The following is a 24,817-nucleotide window of genomic DNA, read 5'->3' on the forward strand; positions in this document are numbered from 1 at the left end:
AGATGATTTCATTGGCCATATGTTTTAGATAAGTTATTTAATGCCTTGTTCCTTTTTCATTCGATCAATTTCAGGTCCGAGATCGTCACGTACTGTGCCTTTCCAAGGCTTTACGCCAGCGATGTATGAGGAGCGGGTCATAATATGTCCTCCAACAGGACCTGTAATGAACAGGAATAATATACCTAGCAAAATGCGGGGATTGAAGTGATCTTCAATCAGCCAAAAGTGAAAGAATACGCCAATGAGTACGCACATGACACCGAGTGTTGCACTTTTTGAAGCAGCGTGAGCACGTGTGTATAAATCAGGTAAACGGATAAGACCGATGGCTGTCACGACAATAAATAGCACCCCTATAGAAATGAAAAAGATAACTAAACTATTAGCGAGAATTGTCACGTTTAATGATATCTCCTTTCTCTATGAATTTAGAGAATGCAACAGTACCGATAAACGATAATATCGCTAACAATAATATAATTTCAAGGAAGAAGCTTGTTTCAACCAATATTGAAAACAGTCCAATTAGCGAGATTACTGACACACCTAATGAATCCAATGCTACAACACGGTCAGATGCAGAAGGACCTTTAACCATTCGATAAACGACTGCAATCATCGATAAGCAAATCACTACAATCGCAGCAATAATAAACGTTGTCATGATTTACTCACCTCCAAAATTGCTTTCTCAAATGAATCTCGAATTGCTGCAATCGCTTCATCGACATCGCTAATATCGATTGCGTGTACAAATAAAGTTTTTGCATCATCTGATACATGCACTACTACTGTACCAGGCGTTAAAGTAATAAGACTCGATAATAAAGTAATTTCCCATTCTTGTGTTAAAACAGTCGGATAGGCAAAGAATGCAGGCTGCATATCCAACTTTGGCTTTAAGACCACTCGAAGAACTTGAATATTCGCTAACACTAATTCCTTTAAAAAGAGTAAAGTTAGCTTAATAATTGCCCAGATACGGTAGACGTAAAGACGTGTAGTAAAAAATCTACGCATAATAATGATCAATATAATACCGAGAATGAACCCAACAATAAAGCCTGTTGCTGTGAAATTAGAAGAAAGGAACATCCAGACGAAGGCAAGTACAAAATTTAAAATAATTTGAAATGCCATAACTCTAATCCTCCTTCAATACAGCATCTATATAAATAGATGGATCATTTAAAAGTTTTGCGGCATCGTCCATGAACGGTGTAATCCATTCAGAGCCAACACCATATGCTACGGTAATGAGCACTAAAAGGACAGTAGGTACAAACAGTGTATGATAGACTTTTTTATCGACAGTACCCTTTGTTTCTTTTTCTTCACCCCAGAAGGCATAAAGGAAAATACGAATAACAGACAATAAAACGAGAAGTGATGAAGCTAAAATAAATATACTACTCCACATACTACCTGCCTCAAAACCACCCTGGACAATCAAGAGTTTTCCGACAAAGCCACTAAGTGGGGGAATTCCTGCTAAACCCAATGCAGCAATTAAATAGCACCAACCAAGAGCAGGATAGTTCTTCATAAGACCGCCCATTTTTCGTAAATCAGATGTGCCGGTAATGTAGATGATTATACCGATCAACATAAAGAGTGCTGCTTTAATAAGCATGTCATGAATTAAATAAAACATTGCCCCCTTTAGAGCAACCTCATTCATTTGAGATACACCGAATAAAATAACACCTACAGCAATGACGATGTTATAAATAATGATGAGCTTAACATCGTGATAGGCAAGTGCGCCAATACAGCCTGCAATAATTGTTGCAATTGCTAATACCATTAGTAAATCATGCGTATACGATAAATCATGAACAAAGAACAATGTATACGTTCGAGTAATCGCGTAAATACCGACCTTTGTTAGTAGTGCACCAAATAGCGTTAACACGGGTATAGGTGCTGCCGCATAAGATGTTGGAAGCCAGAAGTATAACGGGAAAATAGCTGCTTTTAACCCAAATACCATTAAAAATAGTACAGCTATAACAGTAATAATGCCTGGTTGATCGATTTCAGCAATTTTTACTGCAATATCTGCCATGTTTAATGTACCTACTACAGAGTAAAGGAAGGCAACTGTAATAACGAATAATGCAGATGAAATAACATTGATTAAAATATATTTAATGGAACCTTTAAGCTGCCCTTTTTCGCCACCGAGAACGATGAGTAAATACGAGGCCATTAACAATACTTCGAAGAACACGAAAAGGTTAAAAATATCGCCTGTCGTAAATGCCCCGTTAACCCCAGTTAAAATAAACATGATTCCAGGGTAATAAAAGAAGCGTTCACGTTCCTTTGTGATGGAACCAAAGCCATACCAAACAACAAAGAAGGTGATAAGCAGCGTTGTTGTGACAAGTAATGCAGACACCATATCTGAAACCATCGTAATGCCATATGGCACAGGCCAATCCCCGAATGTCACCTTTTGAATACCATCATTTTTCACCTTTATAAGCAGTGAAATGGCTGATATAAGTGCAAGTCCTATACCAAGTAATGCGAATGAACGCTGGTATTTTAAATTCTTTTGCCCAAACATTAAAATCATGCCGAAGAAGAACGGAATGATAATTGGTAGTAGAAGGAAGTTATTCATCCTCATCACTTCCTCTCATTAAGCTTATATCATCTGTCTCGAGCTCCTGATAAGAACGGTAAGCAAGTACAAGGAAGAAAGCTGTTACCCCAAAGCTAATAACAATGGCTGTTAAAATTAGCGCCTGTGGTAAAGGGTCTGCAAATGTTTTCGCCCCTTCTTTTAAAACAGGGGGTGCTTCACCGCCAAGTCCACCCATCGTTAAAATGAGAAGATGGGCACCATGACTTAAAAGACCTGTCCCAATAATAATGCGCAATAAGCTTTTAGATAAGATTAAATAAACCGCTGCCATAAACAGAAAGCCGATGACAAACGCCATAATTATTTCCATTATTCATCCTCCCCGATTGTTTGAATAATGGTCATCGTAACGCCGACAACAACCAAATAGACACCGCTATCAAAAAGCATAGCCGTGTGTAAAGACTGTTTGCCTAGAAGCGGTAAATCGAAATAATCAAAGAAATGTGTAAAAAACGGTTCGCCCAAAAACATAGGGAAAGCGGCCGTTGCAAAGGCTAGTAGTAAGCCAATCGCTGTTAAATACGTATAATTTATTGGTAATACCTTACGAACCGTATTTAAATCAAAGGCAAGGACTAAGAGCACAATGGCACTCGATGTTAACAGTCCACCTACAAAGCCGCCCCCAGGAGTATAATGTCCAGCAAGAAAAATATGAATGGAGAAGAAGAAAATAATGAAGAATACAATTTTTGCTGTAAATTGTATAATTACATCATTTGTTTTCATGTGATTTCTCCTTTCTATTCATGCGTAGCTTGATCATTGCTAAAATGGCCATCCCAGCAATAGCTAGCACTGTAATTTCAAATAATGTATCAAAGCCACGATAGTCTACTAAGATAACATTGACAATGTTTCCACCGCCGGCTTTTGAATAAACTGTTTCCTCGTAATACTTCGAAATAGATGGAATCAATTTTTGTGATTGTGCAGACAGCGCTACAAGAGTGACCATTACACCGACTGCAATTGAAACAATCGCGCGATTTAATTGGAATCTCATGCGTTCTTCTCGTTTGCCAAGCTTAGGCAGATGATAAAACGCTAGTAAAAATAGTGCTACAGAAATCGTTTCAATAACAAGCTGTGTTAATGCTAAATCAGGAGCATTAAAAATAACGAAGAATAATGCCACTGTGTAGCCGACAGCACCAAGACCTATAATGGCTGTTAAACGTGACTTTGCCAAAATTGTAATGGACGTTCCAATGACTAAAACTACAACTAAAATGATTTCATAAGGACGAATAGGTGCAGTGTCTTGGAAGGAGACTGTAAAAGCATCTTTCACAAATAAAGAACCTATAACAATTGCTGCAATGCTACTAAACATATATAGCAGATAGTGACGCATAGAGCCTGTCATATAAAGACGTGATACACGATTTAACCCAACATCTAGTCCGAGCATAATTTTGTCGTATGCATTATTTAATGTCAAAGCTCGTGGGAATTTTTCATAGATGCTTTGCCATTTCGGTAATGCTACAAACAAGAGAACCCCAATAATTACTATGCCAATTGTCATGAGTAATTCAGGTGTAATTTCACCATGCCAAGCAGATACATGAATATCGATATCCTTTGGTGAATCATATAAGAATGGTTGAATAGCTTGTACTGCTGGCTTGACAAAAGTATCACCAACAAAGTTTGGAATAAAGAATATTGTTACGACTAATGCAGCTAAAATCATTGGCGAAATTAGCATGCCAATTGGTGCCTCATGTGGTTTATGAGGTAATTTCTCTGGTGTATATTTACCAGTAAATGTTCTGAAGACAAAATAGAAACTATAGATAAATGTGAAAATACTAGCAACCCAAGCGATAATAGGGAAGAGTGCTCCCCACGTATCAAAGCCGAAAAATTCGAAATTTTGAAGTGCAAGCATTGCAGTTAAAAACATTTCCTTACTTAAGAAGCCATTAAATGGTGGTAGACCAGCCATTGATAAGCTTCCGATTGCTGCGACTGTGAAACTAAGCGGCATAATACTCATTAAACCACCCAGTTTACGAATATCACGCGTACCTGTTTCATGATCGACAATACCTGCAATCATAAATAAGCTACCTTTAAACGTCGCATGGTTTATAAGGTGGAAAATCGCCGCAAAAGCAGCAAATTTGATAGAATCTGTTGCTCCATTGCCATGAAACGCTACGGCACTAGCTCCAAGCAATGACATAATAAGTCCAAGCTGGCTCACGGTAGAGAATGCAAGAATTCCTTTTAAATCTGTTTGCTTCACTGCAAAGAAAGATCCCCAGAATAAAGTTAAGATACCCACGCCTGTAACGAGCCAGATCCAAAGTTCAGAAACAGCAAAAATCGGTGTAAAACGTGCAACTAAATAAATACCTGCTTTTACCATTGTTGCGGAGTGAAGGTATGCACTAACTGGTGTTGGCGCTTCCATTGCATCTGGTAGCCAAATGTAGAATGGGAATTGTGCGGATTTCGTAAAGGCACCTAGAAGTATTAAAACGAGTGACCAAGTGAATAACGGATCCTGCACTAAATTAGGTGCCATGACAATAAGTTCACGGATTGAATACGTTTCTCCCATTAAATAAAGAAGGACAAATCCTCCCAACATCATTAAGCCGCCACCGACCGTAATCATCATAGACTTAAGTGCACCAAAGCGAGAGGCATCACGGTTATACCAGTAACCGATTAGTAAAAATGATGAAATAGATGTTAGCTCCCAGAAAAAGTACAAAGTAATTAAATGATCCGACTGCACTACTCCAAGCATCGCGGTCATAAATAATAATAAATAAACATAAAAATTATGTAATTTTTCTTTATGTTTGTCTAAATAAAAAATCGAGTAAAGTACGACCAATGAGCCAATTCCAGTAATTAGTAATGAGAATAGCAAGCTAAGTCCATCTATATAAGAAACGACGGAAATATCGAGCGATGGAATCCAAGGAAGCTCTTCAAGAAATACTTCACCATCTGCTACTTTTGGGATATAAGAGGCGTAAATAATCGCAAGTGTAGCAGGTACTGCAAGAACAAACCAGCCTGTATGAATATTTTTAATGCTTTTATATAAAAATGGCACAAATATTGCGGCAAGCATTGGAATGAAAATATAAAGTACTTGTAACAAAAAAATCCTCCTTTATGCAGGTAGTATGTCAATTATAACGTACTTTTTGTACGAATGCATATGCACTAATAGGATTTAACTTGCGATAGTGGAAGAAATTTGGCTATATTATAAATAGGAAGTTATCAATAGAATAAGAGGAAAAAAATTTTTATGAAGAACCCTTATATTTATGGTTATTTACCATTAATTACGATTTTGTTATTTAGTTTAACATTTGGGATGTATGCTGTAAGTGAATCGTTGCAAATTTTTCAAGCTATTGGCGTATATTCTGGCATGCGTGAATTTTTATCCGATTTCGAACTACGTGTTTTTTTGCTAATTGTATTTGCTGTCATCTTTTTTATGCTATTTTCAGCATTAAAATTAGTAGGGGAAACTATTCACGAGCTGGGGATGTTATTTTTTTCAAAAGACAATGAAGGTGCGACAGTTCATCAAGCACGAGGCGGTTACATAATTTTAGTTGTAGGTGCAATATGCTCAGCCTTTGCTATTCAATTTATTTATATTTTAATAGGGATTTTTGTCTTAACTGTCTTTATTTATTTTATTTATCTTATTTATAAAATGAGCCATTTTATGTCTATGAGTGGAACGATTGGGCTACTAGTTTTTGAGCTTTTTACGTGGACAATATTATTATCACTTTTAGTTTACGTCGTTTTAAAATTGTATAATGGCATTTTGGCGAGTTTACCGTTTGCTAATTAAATAGCAACTTAAACAATGAAAGGAGCAGCCCTAGAGTGATGAATGTCACAAAGGGCTGCTCCTTTTAATCGAGAAACTTTATTCTATCAATACATTAAATAGCTGATGATGAATCTTATAAGCTTCTAAGTTTTCCATAGATTGTGGCTTATCATAGCCGAGCCATACTGCTGCCGTATATTCATCATTTAATCCAGCAAGCCAGTAGTCGCGATAGTTGTTTGTTGTTCCAGTTTTGGCACCAACATAGTCACTTCTACTATAAACACCTTGTCCTGTACCATTCGTGACAACATCCGCAAGCAATGCACGCATATACTTTACCGTTTTCGGTGACCAAATTTGATCGCGTGCTGTATCCCAGCTGTAAAGCTCCGTTCCATCAGCTGCTGTCACTTTACGGATGCTATGGGCTAGTACATATGAGCCGTCTATAAAGCTCGTATAGGCATCTGCTAGCTCAAGTGCTGTAACACCATATGTTAATCCTCCTAACGAGGCAGCATAATTACGATCTTTTTCAACGATGGAGCGGAAGTTAAAGCGATCTAAATAACTAAAGGCTGTTTCAATCCCCACTGTGTTAAAGAGACGGAGAGCCGATGTATTGTAGCTATATCGAAATGCTGTCCGAATTGATACATCACCGTACGTAAAGCCTCCATAGTTTTGTGGACAAAATGAACCGACACAATAACTGCCACCACTGACTGTCGAATCTGGTGTATATGTTGTCGTTTCAAACAAAGGCGCATATACCGCTAGCGGTTTAAAGGCAGAGCCTGGCTGCCTTGTACCTTGAAAGGCTCGATGAAAATCAAATTTTTCATAGTTTTTCCCCGCATAAAGACTAACGACTTCACGGGACTTATTATCAATAACTGCTCCAGCTGCTTGTAATTTGCCTGAACCTAGAATTGCTGTCATTTCTTTCTCATCATGTGCTTGTTTGTTAGGATCAAGTGCGGTATGAATCGTTAATCCATTTTGAAATAATGTATTAAGTCGCTTGTCTAACTGCGCTTTAATTTTTTTCTTTTCTTCCTCGCTTTGTGTATTTGCAAGGCGATCTGCATAGCCCTCTTTTTCTGCAACTAACCATCTAAGCTCTTGTAGAACGTAAGTGCTGTACATAGGATAGTTTTGAACTTTATTCTTTACATTTAACGTGATTGTTTCAGCTTTATATGTAATAGCATCTTCTGTTGTTATAGCCCCACTCGCTGCAAGAGTATCTAATAGCCGCTCCTGTCTCGCTTTTGTTTTATCAAAATTTTTTAAAGGATTATAAAGTGAGGGGTTATTTGGAATGGCTGAAATAAATGCAATTTCAGCAACAGATAATTCTTGGAGTGGTTTCTGAAAATAATATGTAGCTGCTCCACCGATTCCATAAACTTGATTGCTAAAATAGGATTCATTTAAATACATCGTTAATATCGCATCTTTATCAAATTCTTTCTCAAGCTCATAGGAATAGAAAAGCTCAGTTAATTTTCGTTCATATGTTTTTTCATCGGATAAATAACGCATACGAACGAGCTGCTGTGTAATGGTACTACCACCTTGTGAAGTAGAATTTGTGTTTGAGTTGGCAACCATTGCACGAATGATCGCACTGAGGTCAAAGCCGATATGTTCATAAAAATTAGCGTCCTCACTTGCAATAAAAATTTCCTGGGCAATTTGTGGAATTTCTTGTAATGTTAGAGGTTGCCGCCATTCGACATATTCCTCGCTAAATGTTTCCCCGTTTTGGTCAATAAGTATTACTGGAAGCTGTGACTGTACTTCCGGTAAATGAATCGCATCAACAATTTGCTCCTCATGCGCTTTTGCTGAATTGATTTCTGTCCTAATATTTGTACTAATCCACCAAAGGGTAGGTAAGGATAGTAAAATGATAAAAAAACCACAAGCCTTTTTCATATGTGCCTCCACTCTAAATATGGGTCATTCTACAGAATAACATAATTTGGATGGTTTCCAAATACTCGTTCGGACCTATTTGCACTTTATCGAAAATCTTAGGTAGCTGTATTAAGAACTGTTGACATGTTTAAGTACATAATATTTTTTATAGAATTGGTTCATTATAGAAAATTGAAGATGGCATTTGACTATGTGTTGATTGGAGTGGAGAAGGCGACTTCAGAAAAGGGCCCAGTCGGAACGGAAATCAACTCAACGTTATGATGATAAACGAAAAAAATAAAAGTGCATAAATCGTCAATACTTTGGTGAAGAAAACCATTAAGAAGTATGGTAGACTAAAATGAGGTCAGAAATGATATACTACTATCATTTACATGAAAACTGAAATTTTACATTTAAAGGAGAGACTTGAATGTTTCCACAATTAACAACAGAAGTACAAAAAGGCGAAGTACTTGTAGAAATGAAAACAACGTTAGGTGCCATCAAAATTAAATTATTCCCAGAGCATGCACCAAAAACTGTTGAAAACTTCTTAGGTCATGCAAAATCAGGTTACTATAACGACATCATTTTCCACCGTGTAATCCAAGACTTTATGATTCAAGGCGGTGACCCAACTGGTACAGGTATGGGCGGCGAATCAATTTGGGGTAACTCTTTCGAGGATGAGTTTTCTGATAATGTATTTAACCTTCGCGGTGCCCTGTCAATGGCAAATGCAGGTCCAAACACAAATGGTTCACAATTCTTTATCGTTCAAATGAAGCACCTTCCAAGTGATATGCTTCGCCAATTACAAGGTGCGGGATTCCCTGAAGAAATTATTGAAGCCTATGCTCAAAATGGTGGTACACCTTGGTTAGACCATAAACATACAGTATTTGGTCATGTTGTTGAAGGAATGGACATTATAGACAAAATTGCAGATGTAGAAAAAGACTTCCGTGATAAACCGTTAGAAGATGTGAAAATTGAGTCAATTACAGTTTTTGAATAATAATTGTAAGGACGTGTAAAACATGGAACATTTAATGTATCAATTTTTATATTTCCCAAAAGATAAATCAGGCTATCTTCCTGCAGCTTTTGAATTTTTAATAATGCTTATTTTATGTATTATTGTATTTATTGCTTTCCGTAAAATTTCTAAAAAACAAGAAATGAAAACAAAGGAAATCGAAGCACGTATTCTAGCTGAGAGAAAAAATACAAACAATCAGTAAAATATTTAAAGTGTAGAAAGCCAGATGCCTCGCAGTCAAAAATGACTGTGAGGCAATTTTTTTAGGATTTCTAACTGTTTTGAAAGTGGTAAGCAAACGAGTACAAGCGATAAATATCCCTATGGAAACGTCGATATTTCTACCTTTCTCATTATTCGGGATAACAAACTTTTCAACCAATACATATTTCTAAACATAAAAAGGATATCTCCGAACAACTCGAGATATCCTTTACAATTTACTGTTATGCCTGTAGTGCTTGCTTAAAGCGTTGAACACTGTCTTTTACTGTATCAAATGAGCAAGCAATGTTCATACGCAAGAAGCCGCGTCCCTCTTCGCCATATTTTGTTCCTGGCTCTAATGCAAGCTTGCCATCTTCTAGCAAGCGTTTCATGATTTCCTTTTCGTCCAGTCCTAATTCTCGATAATCAATCCAAAGCAAATAAGTGCCCTGAGGTTTTGTAATATGAATACCAGGTAATTGTTCTAATTCAGCAATGACATAGTCCATATTATTAGAAATATAAGTAAGCATTTCTTCTAACCATGGAGACCCCTCTGTATAAGCAGCCTGAAGTGCAACCGAAGCAAAGGTATTTAATGAGCCTTGCCCACTAGCCATATTCACTGCCTCTAGCAACATACGCTTTTTCTTATCCGTAACAATCATATAGGCAACCTGAATACCAGCTAAATTAAATGTTTTAGTTGGTGCCATGCATGTAATAATACGATCCATTTCATCCCCAGCAATTTTTGCTAGTGGCGTATGTTTTGAGCCATCTAATATCAAATCAGAATGAATTTCATCGGATATAATGACTACATCATATTTTGCACAAAGGCGCACGATTTCCTTTAAAGTTGCTTCATCCCATACATAACCCCCTGGATTATGCGGATTACACAATATGTAGGCTTTCACATTTTGAGCAAGTGCCTGTTCAAAAGCTTCAAAGTTATAAACAAATGTTCCGTCTTTTTCGACTAAAGGACAGCTAACTACCTCTCGAGCATTACTTTTTGTTATGTTAAAGAATGGCGGATAGACTGGTGTGGAAATAAGTACTTTATCTCCAGGATTTGTCAGCGCTGTGATGCTATTAGCTAAAGCAGCGACAACACCGTTACAGAATAGAATAGATTGGTTTTCAATGTGCCAACCATGTCGAATAAATTGCCAGTCTACTATCGACTGTATGGCTTCCCCGCTTACAAAACTATAACCGAAAACAGTCTTTTCAGCATGCTCTTGTAGCGCCTTTGACACCGCTGCTGGTGCGGAAAAGTCCATATCGGCAATCCACATTGGCAGTATGTCTGAAGCATCTTTTAATCCATAGACGTTTTCCATTGCGTCCCATTTTACAGAGTTTGTACATCGACGTTTATTAGTTTGATCGAAAATAGACAAGCAAATCACTCTTTTCTTTTTTTTTTACTATGGTATCATACGAGTATGATAAAAGGATAATAGGTGAGCATTTTGGAAAATATAAAAATGAATCGAGCAGCTGTACATCTGCTAGAGGAGTGGGATCCATTTAACTTAGGTCCAGACCATTATGATACTGAAACGGCAGATGTTGTAGCAGCATTGCAAGGCATTGATGACCCATCCGTTCTTGCAAAGGTTATTCAAGAAACGTATGAGCATTCGTTTGAAGAATGGATTCCATTTGAAAATTGTGTAGCCATTTCATACAAACTTATTGCGATAAAATTTGAAGCAAAATGTATTATTTAACTATGCTTTTTGCTTTTCTATAGAAAACGAGGTTGTCATTCAATGTTGTGACAACCTCGTTTTTTAGATTCAAATTATTTAAATAACGGTAAAATCCCCTGAATGAAAATAATTAAAATGGCAATCGGAGAAACATAACGAATTGAATAATACCAAATATTGAACATCAGATTTGAGGAGGCAAGCTCCTTACGCGAAATGTCCTTTGTATAATAGTAGCCTGCAAAGATGGAAATTAGTAAGGCTCCAATTGGCATACCAATACTATTGGTTAAAAAGTCTACAAAATCAAAAATAGAGCGGTCTAAAATTTTTACATCGGATAGGATGCCGAACGATAGGGCACTTGGAATACCAATGATGAAAATAATGATACCACCGATCCAAGCGATTTTTTTACGCTTTTCAGGCTTATCTCCAATTGCGATTGCCACGACGATTTCTAACATGGAAATGGAAGAAGTTACTGTTGCAAATAGTAGAAGAACAAAGAAAATCGTTAAGAACAGTCCACCAAGAGGTAATTGCTCAAAAACAGCAGGTAAAATAATAAATACGAGGCCAGGACCTTGATCAGGTGTATAGCCGAGTGCGAACACTGCTGGAAAAATTACTAGGCCTGCAAGTAAAGAAATGATAATATTCATGGATGCAACATTGATGGCCGAGTTTCCAATTTTTTCGCTTTTGGATAGATAGGAAGAATAGGTGATCATTACTGCGATACCGACACTTAACGAGAAGAATGCTTGTCCAAGCGCCTTTAAAAATGTTTCCGCGTTTAAGTATGACCAATCAGGAACGAACATAAATTTGACGCCTTCCATCGCGCCATCCAATGTTAAGGAGCGAATAACTAACACGATGAAGAAGATGAATAACAGAGGCATCATCCAAGTGCTAGCTTTTTCAATACCACCTTTAATACCTGCTGATACAATCGTTACAGTTAATAACATAAATAACCCTTGTACAAGTACTGCTTCAAGTGGGTTTGAAATGATGTCATTAAACAAATCTGCATAATTAATATTTGAACCAGGATTATTCAGCTGTAATGTAAAGGCACGGCCCAAATAACTTAAAATCCAGCCACCAACAACACTGTAGAATGAAAGTATTAGACCGGCAATAATCATGCCACCCCATCCTATCAAGTACCACGGAGTTCCTGGTGCTTGTTCCTTAAACGACGTGACGGCATCTTTTTGCCCACGACGACCAATCATAAATTCTGCAATTAACACCGGTAAGCCGATGAGAAATGTACATAAGATGAATAATAAAATAAAGACACTTCCGCCATTAGTACCCGCCATGTAAGGAAACTTCCAAATAGCTCCTAACCCTATAGCACTTCCAGCGGCAGCTAAAATAAACCCAATTTTAGTTGTAAATTGATCTCTTGAAGACACGAAAATACATCCTCCTTATACTAAAGTTTTATTTTACCGCAATATTTTCATAACACAAGCAAATTTCAGTAAATTAAGCTAGCACATGCGCCAAAGGTTGTTCAAGTAACTTAATATTTGGTTCAACCGGCGAAATTAGCGGTGTTAGCAGCGAAGTTAGGGGAGTTAGCGGCGGAGTTAGGGGGGGTAGCGGCGAAGTTAGGGGTCTTACTGGCGGAGTTCGAGGTTCCAGCGGTGGAGTATTGAATCTTAGCGGCGAAATTTATGGTTCAACCGGCGAATTTGCAAATCTTACCGGCAAAGTACATGGATTTTTAATAATAAGTAAAATATGTAACAATTAGGAGAAATGTTTCGTTTCATGCACAAAGGAGGGATGACAGTGACAGAAACTGAATTAATCGAACGAGCTCAGCGAGGAGACAAAGACGCTTATATAGAGCTTATCCGAATACATCAACGAACAGTTGAAAAATTTGCCTTTCAATGCGGCGTACATAGTAATGACCTAGCAGACGTTTCACAGGAGGTATTTGTGAAGCTCTACCGTTTTTTACATCAATTTAAGCAAGATCGTTTTACAACATGGCTCTATAAAATCACACTAAATGCCACACGTGATTATTATCGCAAAGAACAACGAGAGCAGGCGAAAGAAGAAAGGCTAAGTGCTCAACAACAAACGCCCTCATCTTCAGCAGAAAAGCATGTCCTTAATTTTGAGGAGGATAGGCTATTACATAATGCCATTCAAGCACTTGATGAAAAATATCGTTACCCACTCATATTATTTTACTTCCATGAATTAAAGTATGAGGAGATAGCGGAGGTACTAAATATCTCGTTATCAGCTGTCAAAGTTCGTATATTACGTGCCAAGGAAAAACTCAAAGCAGAGTTAATGCAAGAGGGGAGTGTTAAAAATGGACGATAAACAGTTTGAAAAACGAATGGAGCTTCTAAAAAAATCCTACGATCGGATAGAACCACAGCTAGATCCAGAAGCTGTTTTCGTACAAATTGAGGCAGAAAATACAATGCAACAAGCAGAAGAATCCAATACCACTCAAAAGCCTCCCTCAAAATGGCAAAAGCCAGCTGTTTGGATAGCAAGTATCGCAAGTGTACTTTTAGTGGGTGTGCTAGTTTCGTCGTATGTAATTAATCCATCGACATTTGTTCAAACAACTGAACAAAAACAAGAACAAAAACAGGACCAAGAATATGACGAATGGCTTTCAAACTTTACAAAGAAATATCAAGAAAAGCGTGAGCAAATGCGTAAAGAGCTCGACATACCAGAGAAAGAGTTTAGTGAAATATCATTAATTCAAAATGCAGATAATGAAGTCTACTCTTTACCTAAAAGAAAAGAGATGTTTCTAGAGATACAGACCGTAAATAATGACTTTTTTAAAGGATTAGAAACAGATATATTGGATGATCTACAAACGCCACGTGAGCTTATACAGCATATCGAAACTTACGACGGTCTTATGACATTTGAAGAATCTTTTTATTTTTATAGTATATATTCTTACAGAGCTGAAGACATTGCACTCTATTATTCCAATAAACTTGCTCAGTATGAAAAAGTTTTATCTCAAAAACCAACAAGTTTTCCTGCAGACTTAAATCAATTAATTGCTTCGGCTAATAACCAATATTTAGAATTACGATATAATGGAGAAAGTTTTGAATTTAAACCAAATGCCGTTTTCGGAAAAGACGCACCTGAATATATGGACCGTCTTCATCCAGGTGTATTAGGTTATTTCAAATATTTAGCTACAGGTTCATTACTTATTGGTGGGGAATTACGCTATTCAATAGAGGACTCTGCAACGATTTTGCGTCTCTATGAACAAACACTTTTAGCGGATAACTCCTATGAGTATAATGATAATTTTAACGTATTAAAGGGCGAGTTTGAAAATACGTGGCTTGCCATTTTTAAAGGAACTGAAACCAATCCAATTCGTACGAAAACTGGGCAATACAAGCCGGAATACATGGATCTATTAACTATTATTGCGAATGGGGAATATGGTGAGGCCATGCGCGAAACAGCTCAATTAATACTAGATGAAATAAAGGTAACTGGACAATCCAAAACGCTAGAACAGTTAACAACATACGATATATGGATGGGCATATTACATTTGCGAAAAGATATATTTATGCAGACACAAGATGGAACAACTAGTATAGCAATAGATGACAATTGGATTGAGCAAACTAAATTACTTTACAATTCGTATGTTGAGACGAGGGATGATACCATAATCGACACATTAAATCCCATTAATATCGTTAGTTTATTTTTATATGCTCATGGGGTTGGTGATCGTGACATAGCTCAGAGACTTTTAACTGATGATGTGGATATCAATACAGTTGTTCAGTTTGATGGGATGGGAAGTTTTACAGCTCTTCATGAAATAGGAGATTCGTCACTTAATATTAGAGCCACTGTTAAAAGTGCCGCGCATGGAGTAATTGGACAGCAATTATCCTTTAAATTAACCACTGTAGCAACTGAAAATGGTGGGACGCGTTACCTAATTAGTGCTATTAACAATTAAGGAGATTTTTTGCCCGACTTTTACACGTATGTTATAATTTAAGGTGATATATACGTAGCAATCAAAAAGAAAGTGGGCAAGAGGTTATGGTGAAAAAATATGAATTAGGAGACGTGTTAAACGGAAAAGTTACAGGTATTCAGCCGTACGGTGCATTTGTTGCGCTTGATGAAGATACACAAGGCCTTGTGCATATTTCCGAAATTACGTACGGCTTTGTAAAGGATGTTAGTGAGTTTTTATCAGTTGGGCAAGAGGTAGAAGTGAAGATACTTGAAATCGATGAAGAGGCCGAAAAAATTAGTTTATCGATTCGAGCTTTGCAAGAGCGCCCAGCAACATTACGTAAAAAAGATGCACCACCACGTAAATCATTGCAGGACCGTGTAGATGAATCGGATGCGAATGGTTTTAATTCCCTAAAAGATAAATTACAGGACTGGATCGAGCAGTCAGGACACTAAAGTGAATCTTTTTACTTCTTTCAGCGGAAGTCTCCCACTTCTATAGTTGGTGAGATGAATTCACTTTCGGTACAGCAAAAATTACTGCCTGTTAATGCGGGATAATAAAACGAGGATGCTTTCATATTGAAAGTATCCTCGTTTTTTATATTCAAAATTACTGATTTTTTATTTTCCGAATTCGGTATTGTAAGTTTTGGCGACTCATGCCAAGTGCGCTAGCAGCCTTTGTAATATTGCCTTCATATAAATTTAAGACATTTTGCACATAATATGATTCGGCTTCACGTAAATAAGCATCGAGCGGCATTACATCATTTTGTTGATGGAACATAAAGAATTCTGGCTCGCGATTGGATTCATCTTGCTGTTGTACCTTGAAACGAAAATGCAGTGGGAGTAAATCTGAGGTAACTGTTGACTCAGTCGTCATAAACGACACAATTTCATCTAGTAATAGCTCAAGCTCCTTTAAATTCCCTGGCCAATCATATTGCAAGAATAAATCCCGTACATCAGGTGCAAGTTCCGCTACATTTGAAGCAAAGCGTTCTCGATGTCGGCTAAAATAATCCTCTACGAATGGAAGAATATCTTCTTTTCGATCTGTTAAATTTGGGATGGTAATGGCCATTGTTGCAAAGAAATAATACAGTGATTTTGAAAGCTTCTTTTCCGCAATTAATGTAATTGGATCGCTACCAACACTCCCAATGAGCATGTACTTTGACTGTGGAAGGGATTGCAATACTTCTAATAATTGCTCTTGGATATCTAGGCTTAAAAAATCAATGCGTTCAAAGAAAAAAGTGTATGCCTTGTCATCCTGTAAGAGCTCCTGTAATTTATCTAAAACAGATTGTGCAGAACGGCGACTCACTAGAGTGACAAATGCTTCAGGATCAGAAGATGCTGCATGGTGAATACCCTCTGCGATTAAATCTTTTCCTGTACCGGATTCACCAATTAGTAAAACAGGTAATTTCACAGCTGCTGCTTTTTTGGCATTTGCGATAACCTGTTGCATCGATTCGGAAACAGAAGTAATGACATCGAATGTTAATGGTTCACCATATCGGCGAAGAGGCTGATAAACAAGCTTTTCGAGTGATGTAATGTCACGAGCAAATTCAATTGCTCCAATTAGTTTATTTTCAGTATAAAGTGGAAAAGTATCATTAATCGTTGTAATTTCATGACCATTTTTATTCCAATAGGTTTGTTTAACATTAATTTCTTTTTGACCAGTTTGTAAAACACGCATTAAAGTACTTTCATGCTGGCGAAAGGAAAACATTTCAATAACAGAACGATCTGCTAATTCATCAAAATGAAATCCCTCAATTTCTTTCATCTTTGTATTATAAATAATTGTTTTGCCAGAAAGGTCTACGGCGTGTATACCAACAGTTACATTTGTTGCAATAAACTCATAAAAAGGTAGTAAGGGTTCAGAAATTTTCATAAAATGTGCACCTCAAAAAATTTTTTACTTGAAATATGCAACAGAATTTTGCATTATAATAAGTGTAAGAATATTCTAAACGCAAAAATATTTTGCGTCAATGTTTTTTGCACACTAAAATACATCTCACTAGGGAGGATAAATTATGATTTCATACAAACACGAACCATTCACGGATTTTACTCAAGAAGCAGACTACAACGCATATGTAGAGGCTTTAAATAAAGTTGAGAGTTATTTAGGTCAAGACTATCCACTTATTATTGGTGGCGAACGTATTACTACAGAAGATAAAATCATTTCATATAACCCTGCAAAGAAAACAGAAGTAATTGGTCGCGTATCAAAAGCAAGTAAAGAGCTAGCTGAAAAAGCGATGCAAGCGGCTGATGAAACATTTAAAACTTGGAAAAAAGTAGATCCAGCTATTCGTGCAGATGTATTATTTAAAGCAGCAGCGATTATTCGCCGTCGTAAACATGAATTCTCTGCACTTTTAACAAAAGAAGCAGGTAAACCATGGGCTGAAGCTGATGCAGATACTGCAGAAGCAATCGACTTTTTAGAATATTATGGTCGTCAAATGCTACGTATTAAAGACGGTCAACCTGTAGAAAGCCGTCCAGGTGAATACAACCGTTATGACTATATTCCATTAGGGGTTGGTATTGTTATTTCACCTTGGAACTTCCCATTCGCAATTATGGCAGGTACAACGGTTGCAGCTTTAGTAACAGGTAACACTGTATTATTAAAACCAGCTTCTACAACTCCAGTAGTTGCTTATAAATTTATCGAAGTATTAGAGCAAGCAGGTCTGCCAGCAGGTGCAGTGAACTTTGTACCCGGTTCTGGGGCAGAAGTAGGTGACTACTTAGTTGATCATCCAAAAACACGCTTCATCAGCTTCACTGGCTCACGTGATGTAGGTTTACGTATTAACCAACGTGCATCGGTATTAAACGATGGTCAAATTTGGATTAAACGTGTAATCGCTGAAATGGGCGGTAAAGATACAATCGTTGTCGATAAAGAAGCAGATTTAGAACTTGCTGCACAATCTATCGTAAAATCAGCATTCGGCTTCTCAGGTCAAAAATGTTCAGCATGTTCTCGTGCTGTTATCGTTGAAGATGTATATGACACAGTTGTGAATCGTGTAGTGGAGCTTACGAATGCACTAACAGTTGGTGATCCAGTAGACTTCAGCAACTTCATGGCAACAGTTATCGACCAAGCAGCATTCAACAAAATTACAGAATACATTGAAATTGGTAAGGGAGAAGGTCGCCTTGTTGCTGGTGGTACAGCTGATGATTCAGTTGGTTACTTCGTCCAACCAACAGTATTTGCGGACGTAGATCGTAATGCACGTGTTATGAAAGAAGAAATTTTTGGACCAGTTGTAGCTATTACAAAAGCTAAAGATTTCGATGAAGCAATCGATATTGCAAACGATACTGAATACGGTTTAACTGGTGCGGTTATTACAAATAATCGTGTGAATTTAGAAAAAGCACGTGAAGATTTCCATGTAGGTAACTTATACTTCAACCGTGGTTGTACAGGTGCAATCGTAGGTTACCAACCATTTGGTGGCTTCAATATGTCAGGTACAGACTCAAAAGCAGGTGGCCCTGACTATCTACAACTTCACATGCAAGCAAAAACAACTTCAGAAATGCTGTAATGTTTAAGATAAGGCTTTTCTATAAGTATTAGAATTAAAAAGAATCTGCGAAACTCCTCCTGGGAAAGTAAGCCTGGTAAGAACCGCAGTAGCTAACGTCGAAGCGGCTTTACCTAGGGGAAGCAAGCAGATTCTTATTTTTTCTTTATTCAGAAAATGCTGTCTAGTAAATTAGCTTTTAGAAGAACATAGTCTTCCATAGATTTTTCATGATGAAAGTAAGGAGAGAATACTATATGACAAAAACACAACAAGTTATTGAACAAACTCAAAATTTTGGTGCTGCAAACTATCACCCACTGCCAATCGTTATTTCAGAGGCTGAGGGTGCTTGGGTAAAAGATCCAGAAGGAAACAAATACTTAGATATGCTATCAGCTTACTCTGCTGTGAATCAGGGACATCGTCATCCAAAAATTATCGCTGCGTTAAAAGAGCAAGCTGATAAGGTAACATTAACTTCTCGTGCATTTTATAGCGAAAACCTTGGTGAATGGTATGAGCTTGTTGGTACATTAACGAATAAACAAATGGTATTACCAATGAATACAGGTGCAGAAGCGGTAGAAACTGCATTTAAAGCTGCTCGTCGTTGGGCATATGATGTAAAAGGTGTAGAAGATGGCAAGGCTGAAATCATTGCATGTAACGGAAACTTCCATGGCCGTACAATGCTTGCTGTATCTTTATCATCTGATGAAGAATATCGTCGTGGTTTCGGTCCAATGTTACCGAATGTTAAACTGGTAGATTACGGTAATTTAGATGCATTGAAATCAGCAATTACTCCGAACACTGCAGCGTTTTTAATCGAACCTATCCAAGGGGAAGCTGGTATTGTTATTCCACCAGAAGGCTTCTTAAAAGCAGCTCGCGAGTTATGTCGTGAAAACAATGTTTTATTCATTGCAGATGAAATCCAAGCTGGTTTAGCACGTACAGGTAAAATGTTTGCATGTGACTGGGAAGATGTAGAGCCTGATATGTACATTTTAGGTAAAGCTCTAGGTGGCGGTGTATTCCCAATTTCTTGTGTAGCTGCAAACCGTGACATCTTAGGTGTATTCAATCCAGGTTCACATGGTTCTACTTTCGGTGGTAATCCATTAGCATGTGCGGTTTCTATTGCATCACTTAAAGTATTACTAGATGAAAAATTAGCAGAGCGTTCTCAAGAGCTAGGTGAATATTTCAAAGGTAGATTACGCAACATTAATAATCCAGTAATTAAAGAAGTTCGTGGTCGTGGTTTATTCATCGGAATGGAATTAACTGAGGAAGCACGTCCATACTGTGAAAAGCTTAAAGAACTAGGCTTATTATGTAAAGAAACACATGATACAGTAATTCGTTTTGCACCACCACTTGTTATTTCTCAAGAAGATTTAGATTGGTCAATTGAACAAATTGAAAAAGTATTTAATCTTTAACAAAATGTTCACATTTTAATTCGGAAGTATGTTACAATGATGCCGATATACTATCATTAAATAAAACAAAGAGGCGATTTAATATGTCTGAAAACTTAAACCTATTCACATCAACACAAGATGTCATTCAAGATGCTCTAAATAAACTTGGCTATGACGAAGCAATGTATGAATTGTTAAAGGAACCACTTCGTATGTTACAAGTACGCATCCCAGTGAAAATGGATGATGGTACAACTAAAGTATTTACTGGTTACCGTGCACAACATAATGATGCTGTAGGACCAACTAAAGGTGGGGTACGTTTCCACCCAGCAGTTTCTGAGGAAGAAGTTAAAGCGCTTTCAATGTGGATGACATTGAAATGTGGTATTGTGGATCTACCTTATGGCGGTGGTAAAGGCGGTGTCATCTGTGACCCACGTCAAATGTCTATGGGTGAAATTGAACGTTTAAGCCGCGGCTATGTACGTGCAGTTAGTCAAATCGTAGGACCAACAAAAGACATTCCTGCTCCAGACGTATTTACGAATGCGCAAATTATGGCTTGGATGATGGACGAATACAGCCGTATGGATGAATTCAACTCACCAGGTTTCATCACAGGTAAGCCGCTAGTGCTTGGTGGTTCTCAAGGTCGTGACCGTGCTACTGCACAAGGTGTAACGATCGTTATCCAAGAAGCAGCGAAAAAACGTGGCATTGATCTTAAAGGGGCACGCGTTGTTATTCAAGGCTTTGGTAACGCAGGTAGCTTCCTTGCGAAATTCATGCATGATTTAGGTGCAAAAGTAATCGGTATTTCAGATGCTTATGGTGCACTTCATGATCCGGAAGGTTTAGATATCGAATACTTATTAGATCGTCGCGATAGCTTTGGTACAGTAACAACATTATTTGAAAACACAATTTCAAACAAAGAATTATTAGAGCTTGATTGTGATATTCTAGTGCCGGCTGCTATTGAAAATCAAATTACTGCTGAAAATGCAAACAACATTAAAGCAAACATCGTAGTAGAAGCAGCAAATGGTCCAACAACTGCTGAAGCAACTAGAATTTTAACTGAGCGTGGCATTTTACTTGTACCAGACGTATTAGCATCTGCTGGTGGGGTAACAGTTTCTTACTTCGAATGGGTACAAAATAACCAAGGTTATTACTGGACTGAGGAAGAAGTTGAAGAACGTCTATACAAAAAAATGGTTGATGCATTTGAAAACGTTTATACAACAGCAACAACACGTAACATTAACATGCGTTTAGCAGCTTATATGGTAGGTGTTCGCCGTACTGCAGAAGCTTCACGCTTCCGTGGATGGGTTTAATCAAAATATAAATATGAAACGAGTCATTCCTTTAATGGGATGGCTCGTTTCATGTTTTTAAAGACTTATTGTGTCAATGAAATTAAGGCGTCAAATTAAATAAAGTATGGCTCTTGGGCAAAACGAGGGAGTGATTTCCGTTCCGGCTGGGCGCATTCTTGGGGGCGTCTGATGAGCCGCTTCACTCTGATAACATCGAGAAAATCGCTGATACTTTGATGAGCAGTATATGTTTTTACTGTTAGAATTTTTAATCGAGTAAAACAAAAACCAGGATTGTTTAAAATGCTATGAGTTCATACAGGAGAAATAAGCAGAAATAAATGTCCCAGTTCCCGAATAGATTCATTTCATAAGATTTATAACGACTACACGTCAAAATTTAATCTTTGCTTTCCCTAATAGAAATATGAGAAAATCCAACTAGAAAGGGGCGAATTGAATGGATTCATTTACATTTTATAATCCGGTGAAGTTACATTTTGGTGAAGATGCACTGGAAAAGTTACCAAGAGAGATCGCGCAATACGGTAAAAAGGTGTTAGTTGTATATGGTGGAGGTAGCATTAAGAAAAATGGTGTATACAATGCCGTCATCGAAAAGTTACATGAAGCGGATAAAACGATCTTTGAATTGAGTGGTGTCGAGCCAAATCCGCGTGTTGAAACGGCAAGACTTGGTATTGATATTTGTAAAAGAGAAGGAATTGACCTTGTTCTAGCCGTTGGCGGAGGTTCCGTTATTGACTGTTCAAAATTAATCGTTGCTGGTGCAAAATATGATGGCGATGCGTGGGATATTGTGAAACGTAAAGTCTTCGTGCAGGACGCTTTACCGCTCGGAACAGTTTTAACGCTTGCTGCAACAGGCTCCGAAATGAACTCTGGCTCTGTTATTACAAACGCAGCTACAGAAGAAAAACTAAGTTGGGGTAGTCCTGCTGCATTCCCGAAATTTTCAATTTTAAATCCAGTGTATACAGTGACAGTACCAAAAGATCATACAGTTTATGGAATCGTTGATATGATGTCACATGTATTTGAACAGTATTTCCATAGTACGACGAATACACCAATTACAGATGAAATGTGTGAAGGTGTGTTACGAACTGTCATTTCTACAGCGCCTAAATTACTTGACGATTTGGAGAATATCCAGTTACGTGAAACAATTTTATTAGCTGGAACAATTGGGTTAAATGGATTCTTATCAATTGGCTCTCGCGGTGATTGGGCGTCACATAATATTGAGCATGCTGTATCTGCAGTTTACGATATTCCGCATGCAGGTGGATTAGCAATTTTACAGCCTCATTGGATGCGTCTAAGTGTATCGGTGAATCCAGAACGTTTTGCAGGCCTTGCAACACGTGTCTTTGGCGTTGATGCGACAGGGAAGTCACCGGAAGAGGCTGCATATGAGGGGATTGATCGTATATCTTCATTCTGGACTTCATTAGGAGCTCCGAGTCGCTTTGCAGATTATGATATTGATGATTCGAAATTCGATCAAATTGTAGAACATGCTATGCAAAATGGACCTTTTGGAAACTTCAACAAATTACAAGAAGAAGATGTCCGTACTATTTTGCAAAACTCACTTTAATATTGAAAATGGATATGAGGCTACGCATTGTGGTCTCATATTTTTTATTGTCGTGTAAGAAGCATATTTTTGTATGTAATGGAGAGGCTCAAGGTGGCTTCGTTGAAAATCGAAGGTTGAAAACGAGATGGGCCTCGCATTAATGGCCGTGAATTTAAGAAAATTCACAGCTGTTAGCTAAGGGCTATCTGGAGACAACATAAAAAATAGAGAAATCCGAATTCAAATTCGGATCCTCTTTTTTTATTTTATTTTTACAAAACACCATTTAGTGCCATATAAAATTATTATATACAGCGTCAATATACCCTGTGTAGTTAGATTTTTCATAGTATCTTACGAATGATGCAGGTTTAGCTGGAGCACCTTTATAGTAGTATAACTCATGGATATAGTAGAAAGTTGGAGCGCCTTTTGTAACAAGATAAGATGCAATTGTTGTAACAACACCAGTTATAAGACCTCCATAAATAGAAGCTATTATTCCAGCGGCTAAAGATACTGTAGCAGTTCCATTGTCAGTTAATGATTTACTACCTTTCCATGTGTTTTGAAGTTTATAATCACCATTGCCTCCAGGAAGTGCTCTAGGTAGAACGGTATTTTCATTGGATAAATTAAAGATTTCTTCCGTCTTTTTTTCGTTAGTCGTTAGATTTTCAATAACAAGTGAATCTTCTTCTTTTGTTATTGAAACTTCTGTTTGTTCTTTTGTTTGCTTATCATTATAAGTTGCAAGGTATTCAGGATTTTCATTAGTAAGATCAACTTCTAAATATTCGATTTCACCTGTTTCTTTATTTGTGAACTTAATTTTTTGGTATACATCTGTGTTTTCTAAATATTCGATTTCATATTTTTCGTCAGAATTTAGATTTGTAGTTTCCATAGAGCTCGCATTTGCTATACTGAAGCTTAAAACACTTGAAGAAATTAGTGAGAATGACAACATAATACATGTAAGGTATATAATTTTTTTTGACATATATGTACCACCCTTCTTTATATTACTATCCAGTATATTATTATACTTACACCATAGTCAAATTTTCTCATTGAATATTCTTCTGAAAAAAAGTACATTTTTACTAAAGCGAAGAGGTGATACTGTGAAATTTTACCGAAATTTGGATAACAAAGAAAAATTTATTCGTTCATTATGGACGGGTTTATTAGCGTTATTATTTTTGTATGTTGTTGTTTGGTATTGTGTTGATGATTTAACTATAAAAATAGTACTTCCAATTACTTTGACTATATTGTATAGTGCTGGTTTGTTTTACAGATATAACAAGTCGAAAAATGAATAAAGAGAGTTTAAGGGAGTAGCAAAAGTTACTCCTTTTTCTTTAATAAAAGTTTAGAAAAGATTTGCGAAGTTTTTATATTTCTTTGGAAGGGGCAAGCAAGGGGA

Annotated in this window: 23 protein-coding genes; 11 read left to right on the forward strand and 12 right to left on the reverse strand. The window is 37.2% G+C overall.

What is annotated here, in order from left to right:
* Nucleotides 1-33: 33 nt before the first annotated feature.
* From mnhG to ACB089_RS04900, 7 genes are read right to left on the reverse strand one after another with little or no spacing between them, the layout of a single operon-like run.
* The gene (gene mnhG, locus ACB089_RS04870) at nt 34-402 is read right to left on the reverse strand and encodes a monovalent cation/H(+) antiporter subunit G (RefSeq protein ID WP_368637787.1); all 369 of its coding nucleotides are present in this window, start codon (nt 400-402) and stop codon (nt 34-36) included.
* Nucleotides 386-667, reverse strand: a complete 282-nt coding sequence (locus ACB089_RS04875) for a Na(+)/H(+) antiporter subunit F1 (RefSeq protein WP_068985297.1) — start codon at nt 665-667, stop codon at nt 386-388. The genes mnhG and ACB089_RS04875 overlap by 17 nt, the downstream gene beginning before the upstream one ends.
* The gene (locus tag ACB089_RS04880) at nt 664-1,143 is read right to left on the reverse strand and encodes a Na+/H+ antiporter subunit E (protein ID WP_374965530.1); all 480 of its coding nucleotides are present in this window, start codon (nt 1,141-1,143) and stop codon (nt 664-666) included. Before ACB089_RS04880 ends, ACB089_RS04875 begins: the two co-directional genes overlap by 4 nt.
* Before the next feature lie 4 nt (nt 1,144-1,147).
* On the reverse strand, nt 1,148-2,635 hold the full coding sequence (locus ACB089_RS04885; protein ID WP_374965531.1) for a Na+/H+ antiporter subunit D: 1,488 nt from the start codon (nt 2,633-2,635) through the stop codon (nt 1,148-1,150).
* Nucleotides 2,628-2,969, reverse strand: a complete 342-nt coding sequence (locus ACB089_RS04890) for a Na(+)/H(+) antiporter subunit C (protein WP_053593262.1) — start codon at nt 2,967-2,969, stop codon at nt 2,628-2,630. Before ACB089_RS04890 ends, ACB089_RS04885 begins: the two co-directional genes overlap by 8 nt.
* Nucleotides 2,969-3,391 (reverse strand): Na(+)/H(+) antiporter subunit B, encoded by a 423-nt coding sequence (locus tag ACB089_RS04895; protein WP_368637783.1) that lies wholly within the window; start codon nt 3,389-3,391, stop codon nt 2,969-2,971. Before ACB089_RS04895 ends, ACB089_RS04890 begins: the two co-directional genes overlap by 1 nt.
* Nucleotides 3,378-5,792, reverse strand: a complete 2,415-nt coding sequence (locus ACB089_RS04900) for a Na+/H+ antiporter subunit A (RefSeq protein ID WP_374965532.1) — start codon at nt 5,790-5,792, stop codon at nt 3,378-3,380. The genes ACB089_RS04895 and ACB089_RS04900 overlap by 14 nt, the downstream gene beginning before the upstream one ends.
* 153 nt (nt 5,793-5,945) lie before the next feature.
* On the opposite strand from ACB089_RS04900, the gene ACB089_RS04905 reads away from it, so the two are divergent.
* Entirely contained in the window at nt 5,946-6,509 is a 564-nt protein-coding gene (locus tag ACB089_RS04905; RefSeq protein ID WP_068985293.1) for a DUF5366 family protein, read from the forward strand.
* A gap of 78 nt (nt 6,510-6,587) precedes the next feature.
* On the opposite strand, the gene ACB089_RS04910 is transcribed toward ACB089_RS04905, so the two are convergent.
* A complete protein-coding gene (locus ACB089_RS04910) occupies nt 6,588-8,438 on the reverse strand; it encodes a transglycosylase domain-containing protein (RefSeq protein WP_374965533.1) in 1,851 nt (616 codons plus the stop codon).
* Between the two features lie 418 nt (nt 8,439-8,856).
* On the opposite strand from ACB089_RS04910, the gene ACB089_RS04915 reads away from it, so the two are divergent.
* Nucleotides 8,857-9,444: a peptidylprolyl isomerase gene (locus ACB089_RS04915; protein ID WP_374965534.1), complete on the forward strand. Its 588-nt coding sequence runs from the start codon at nt 8,857-8,859 to the stop codon at nt 9,442-9,444.
* Nucleotides 9,445-9,466: 22 nt separating this feature from the next.
* Nucleotides 9,467-9,670, forward strand: coding sequence for a hypothetical protein (locus tag ACB089_RS04920; RefSeq protein ID WP_374965535.1), 204 nt, complete (start codon nt 9,467-9,469; stop codon nt 9,668-9,670).
* 244 nt (nt 9,671-9,914) lie between these two features.
* Here the strand turns inward: ACB089_RS04920 and ACB089_RS04925 are convergent, their stop codons facing one another.
* Nucleotides 9,915-11,087, reverse strand: coding sequence for a MalY/PatB family protein (locus ACB089_RS04925; RefSeq protein ID WP_374965536.1), 1,173 nt, complete (start codon nt 11,085-11,087; stop codon nt 9,915-9,917).
* A gap of 72 nt (nt 11,088-11,159) precedes the next feature.
* Here ACB089_RS04925 and ACB089_RS04930 point away from each other — a divergent pair, with 72 nt between their 5' ends.
* Nucleotides 11,160-11,420 carry a DUF1871 family protein gene (locus tag ACB089_RS04930; RefSeq protein ID WP_083227047.1) on the forward strand — a complete coding sequence of 87 codons (261 nt, stop codon included), beginning with the start codon at nt 11,160-11,162 and terminating at the stop codon, nt 11,418-11,420.
* A 74-nt stretch (nt 11,421-11,494) separates the two neighbouring features.
* Here ACB089_RS04930 and ACB089_RS04935 read toward each other — a convergent pair whose 3' ends face one another.
* Entirely contained in the window at nt 11,495-12,835 is a 1,341-nt protein-coding gene (locus ACB089_RS04935; protein ID WP_068985287.1) for a sodium-dependent transporter, read from the reverse strand.
* Between the two features lie 382 nt (nt 12,836-13,217).
* On the opposite strand from ACB089_RS04935, the gene ACB089_RS04940 reads away from it, so the two are divergent.
* From ACB089_RS04940 to yugI, 3 genes are all read left to right on the forward strand, one after another.
* Complete coding sequence (locus ACB089_RS04940) at nt 13,218-13,769, forward strand: RNA polymerase sigma factor (protein ID WP_223555781.1); 552 nt, start codon at nt 13,218-13,220, stop codon at nt 13,767-13,769.
* Nucleotides 13,759-15,420, forward strand: coding sequence for a hypothetical protein (locus ACB089_RS04945; protein WP_374965537.1), 1,662 nt, complete (start codon nt 13,759-13,761; stop codon nt 15,418-15,420). Before ACB089_RS04940 ends, ACB089_RS04945 begins: the two co-directional genes overlap by 11 nt.
* A gap of 86 nt (nt 15,421-15,506) precedes the next feature.
* On the forward strand, nt 15,507-15,884 hold the full coding sequence (yugI, locus tag ACB089_RS04950; protein ID WP_068985283.1) for a S1 domain-containing post-transcriptional regulator GSP13: 378 nt from the start codon (nt 15,507-15,509) through the stop codon (nt 15,882-15,884).
* Nucleotides 15,885-16,041: 157 nt separating this feature from the next.
* Here yugI and ACB089_RS04955 read toward each other — a convergent pair whose 3' ends face one another.
* Nucleotides 16,042-17,349, reverse strand: a complete 1,308-nt coding sequence (locus ACB089_RS04955; protein ID WP_374965538.1) for a sigma 54-interacting transcriptional regulator — start codon at nt 17,347-17,349, stop codon at nt 16,042-16,044.
* A gap of 145 nt (nt 17,350-17,494) precedes the next feature.
* On the opposite strand from ACB089_RS04955, the gene pruA reads away from it, so the two are divergent.
* The 4 genes from pruA (at nt 17,495) to ACB089_RS04975 (ending at nt 23,403) form a co-directional block, all read left to right on the forward strand.
* A complete protein-coding gene (gene pruA / locus ACB089_RS04960; RefSeq protein ID WP_374965539.1) occupies nt 17,495-19,039 on the forward strand; it encodes an L-glutamate gamma-semialdehyde dehydrogenase in 1,545 nt (514 codons plus the stop codon).
* 236 nt (nt 19,040-19,275) lie between these two features.
* Nucleotides 19,276-20,469: an ornithine--oxo-acid transaminase gene (locus tag ACB089_RS04965; RefSeq protein ID WP_374965540.1), complete on the forward strand. Its 1,194-nt coding sequence runs from the start codon at nt 19,276-19,278 to the stop codon at nt 20,467-20,469.
* Nucleotides 20,470-20,552: 83 nt separating this feature from the next.
* On the forward strand, nt 20,553-21,797 hold the full coding sequence (locus ACB089_RS04970; protein ID WP_374965541.1) for a Glu/Leu/Phe/Val dehydrogenase: 1,245 nt from the start codon (nt 20,553-20,555) through the stop codon (nt 21,795-21,797).
* Between the two features lie 442 nt (nt 21,798-22,239).
* On the forward strand, nt 22,240-23,403 hold the full coding sequence (locus ACB089_RS04975; RefSeq protein ID WP_374965542.1) for an iron-containing alcohol dehydrogenase: 1,164 nt from the start codon (nt 22,240-22,242) through the stop codon (nt 23,401-23,403).
* 268 nt (nt 23,404-23,671) lie between these two features.
* Here the strand turns inward: ACB089_RS04975 and ACB089_RS04980 are convergent, their stop codons facing one another.
* Nucleotides 23,672-24,388, reverse strand: a complete 717-nt coding sequence (locus tag ACB089_RS04980) for a hypothetical protein (protein ID WP_374965543.1) — start codon at nt 24,386-24,388, stop codon at nt 23,672-23,674.
* Between the last annotated feature and the right edge of the window lie 429 nt (nt 24,389-24,817).

This window comes from Lysinibacillus sp. RS10, from assembly GCF_041956855.1.
GTDB lineage: Bacteria > Bacillota > Bacilli > Bacillales_A > Planococcaceae > Lysinibacillus > Lysinibacillus xylanilyticus_A.

Excerpts from the sequence above, each read along its gene's own strand:
- ACB089_RS04880 (WP_374965530.1), bottom strand. The coding sequence starts at position 1,143 with ATGGCATTTCAAATTATTTTAAATTTTGTACTTGCCTTCGTCTGGATG.
- ACB089_RS04955 (WP_374965538.1), bottom strand. The coding sequence starts at position 17,349 with ATGAAAATTTCTGAACCCTTACTACCTTTTTATGAGTTTATTGCAACA.
- ACB089_RS04875 (WP_068985297.1), bottom strand. The coding sequence starts at position 667 with ATGACAACGTTTATTATTGCTGCGATTGTAGTGATTTGCTTATCGATG.
- pruA (WP_374965539.1), top strand. The coding sequence starts at position 17,495 with ATGATTTCATACAAACACGAACCATTCACGGATTTTACTCAAGAAGCA.
- ACB089_RS04920 (WP_374965535.1), top strand. The coding sequence starts at position 9,467 with ATGGAACATTTAATGTATCAATTTTTATATTTCCCAAAAGATAAATCA.
- ACB089_RS04970 (WP_374965541.1), top strand. The coding sequence starts at position 20,553 with ATGTCTGAAAACTTAAACCTATTCACATCAACACAAGATGTCATTCAA.
- ACB089_RS04945 (WP_374965537.1), top strand. The coding sequence starts at position 13,759 with ATGGACGATAAACAGTTTGAAAAACGAATGGAGCTTCTAAAAAAATCC.
- ACB089_RS04890 (WP_053593262.1), bottom strand. The coding sequence starts at position 2,969 with ATGGAAATAATTATGGCGTTTGTCATCGGCTTTCTGTTTATGGCAGCG.
- ACB089_RS04965 (WP_374965540.1), top strand. The coding sequence starts at position 19,276 with ATGACAAAAACACAACAAGTTATTGAACAAACTCAAAATTTTGGTGCT.
- ACB089_RS04915 (WP_374965534.1), top strand. The coding sequence starts at position 8,857 with ATGTTTCCACAATTAACAACAGAAGTACAAAAAGGCGAAGTACTTGTA.
- ACB089_RS04895 (WP_368637783.1), bottom strand. The coding sequence starts at position 3,391 with ATGAAAACAAATGATGTAATTATACAATTTACAGCAAAAATTGTATTC.
- ACB089_RS04975 (WP_374965542.1), top strand. The coding sequence starts at position 22,240 with ATGGATTCATTTACATTTTATAATCCGGTGAAGTTACATTTTGGTGAA.
- ACB089_RS04980 (WP_374965543.1), bottom strand. The coding sequence starts at position 24,388 with ATGTCAAAAAAAATTATATACCTTACATGTATTATGTTGTCATTCTCA.
- ACB089_RS04905 (WP_068985293.1), top strand. The coding sequence starts at position 5,946 with ATGAAGAACCCTTATATTTATGGTTATTTACCATTAATTACGATTTTG.
- ACB089_RS04885 (WP_374965531.1), bottom strand. The coding sequence starts at position 2,635 with ATGAATAACTTCCTTCTACTACCAATTATCATTCCGTTCTTCTTCGGC.
- ACB089_RS04910 (WP_374965533.1), bottom strand. The coding sequence starts at position 8,438 with ATGAAAAAGGCTTGTGGTTTTTTTATCATTTTACTATCCTTACCTACC.
- yugI (WP_068985283.1), top strand. The coding sequence starts at position 15,507 with ATGGTGAAAAAATATGAATTAGGAGACGTGTTAAACGGAAAAGTTACA.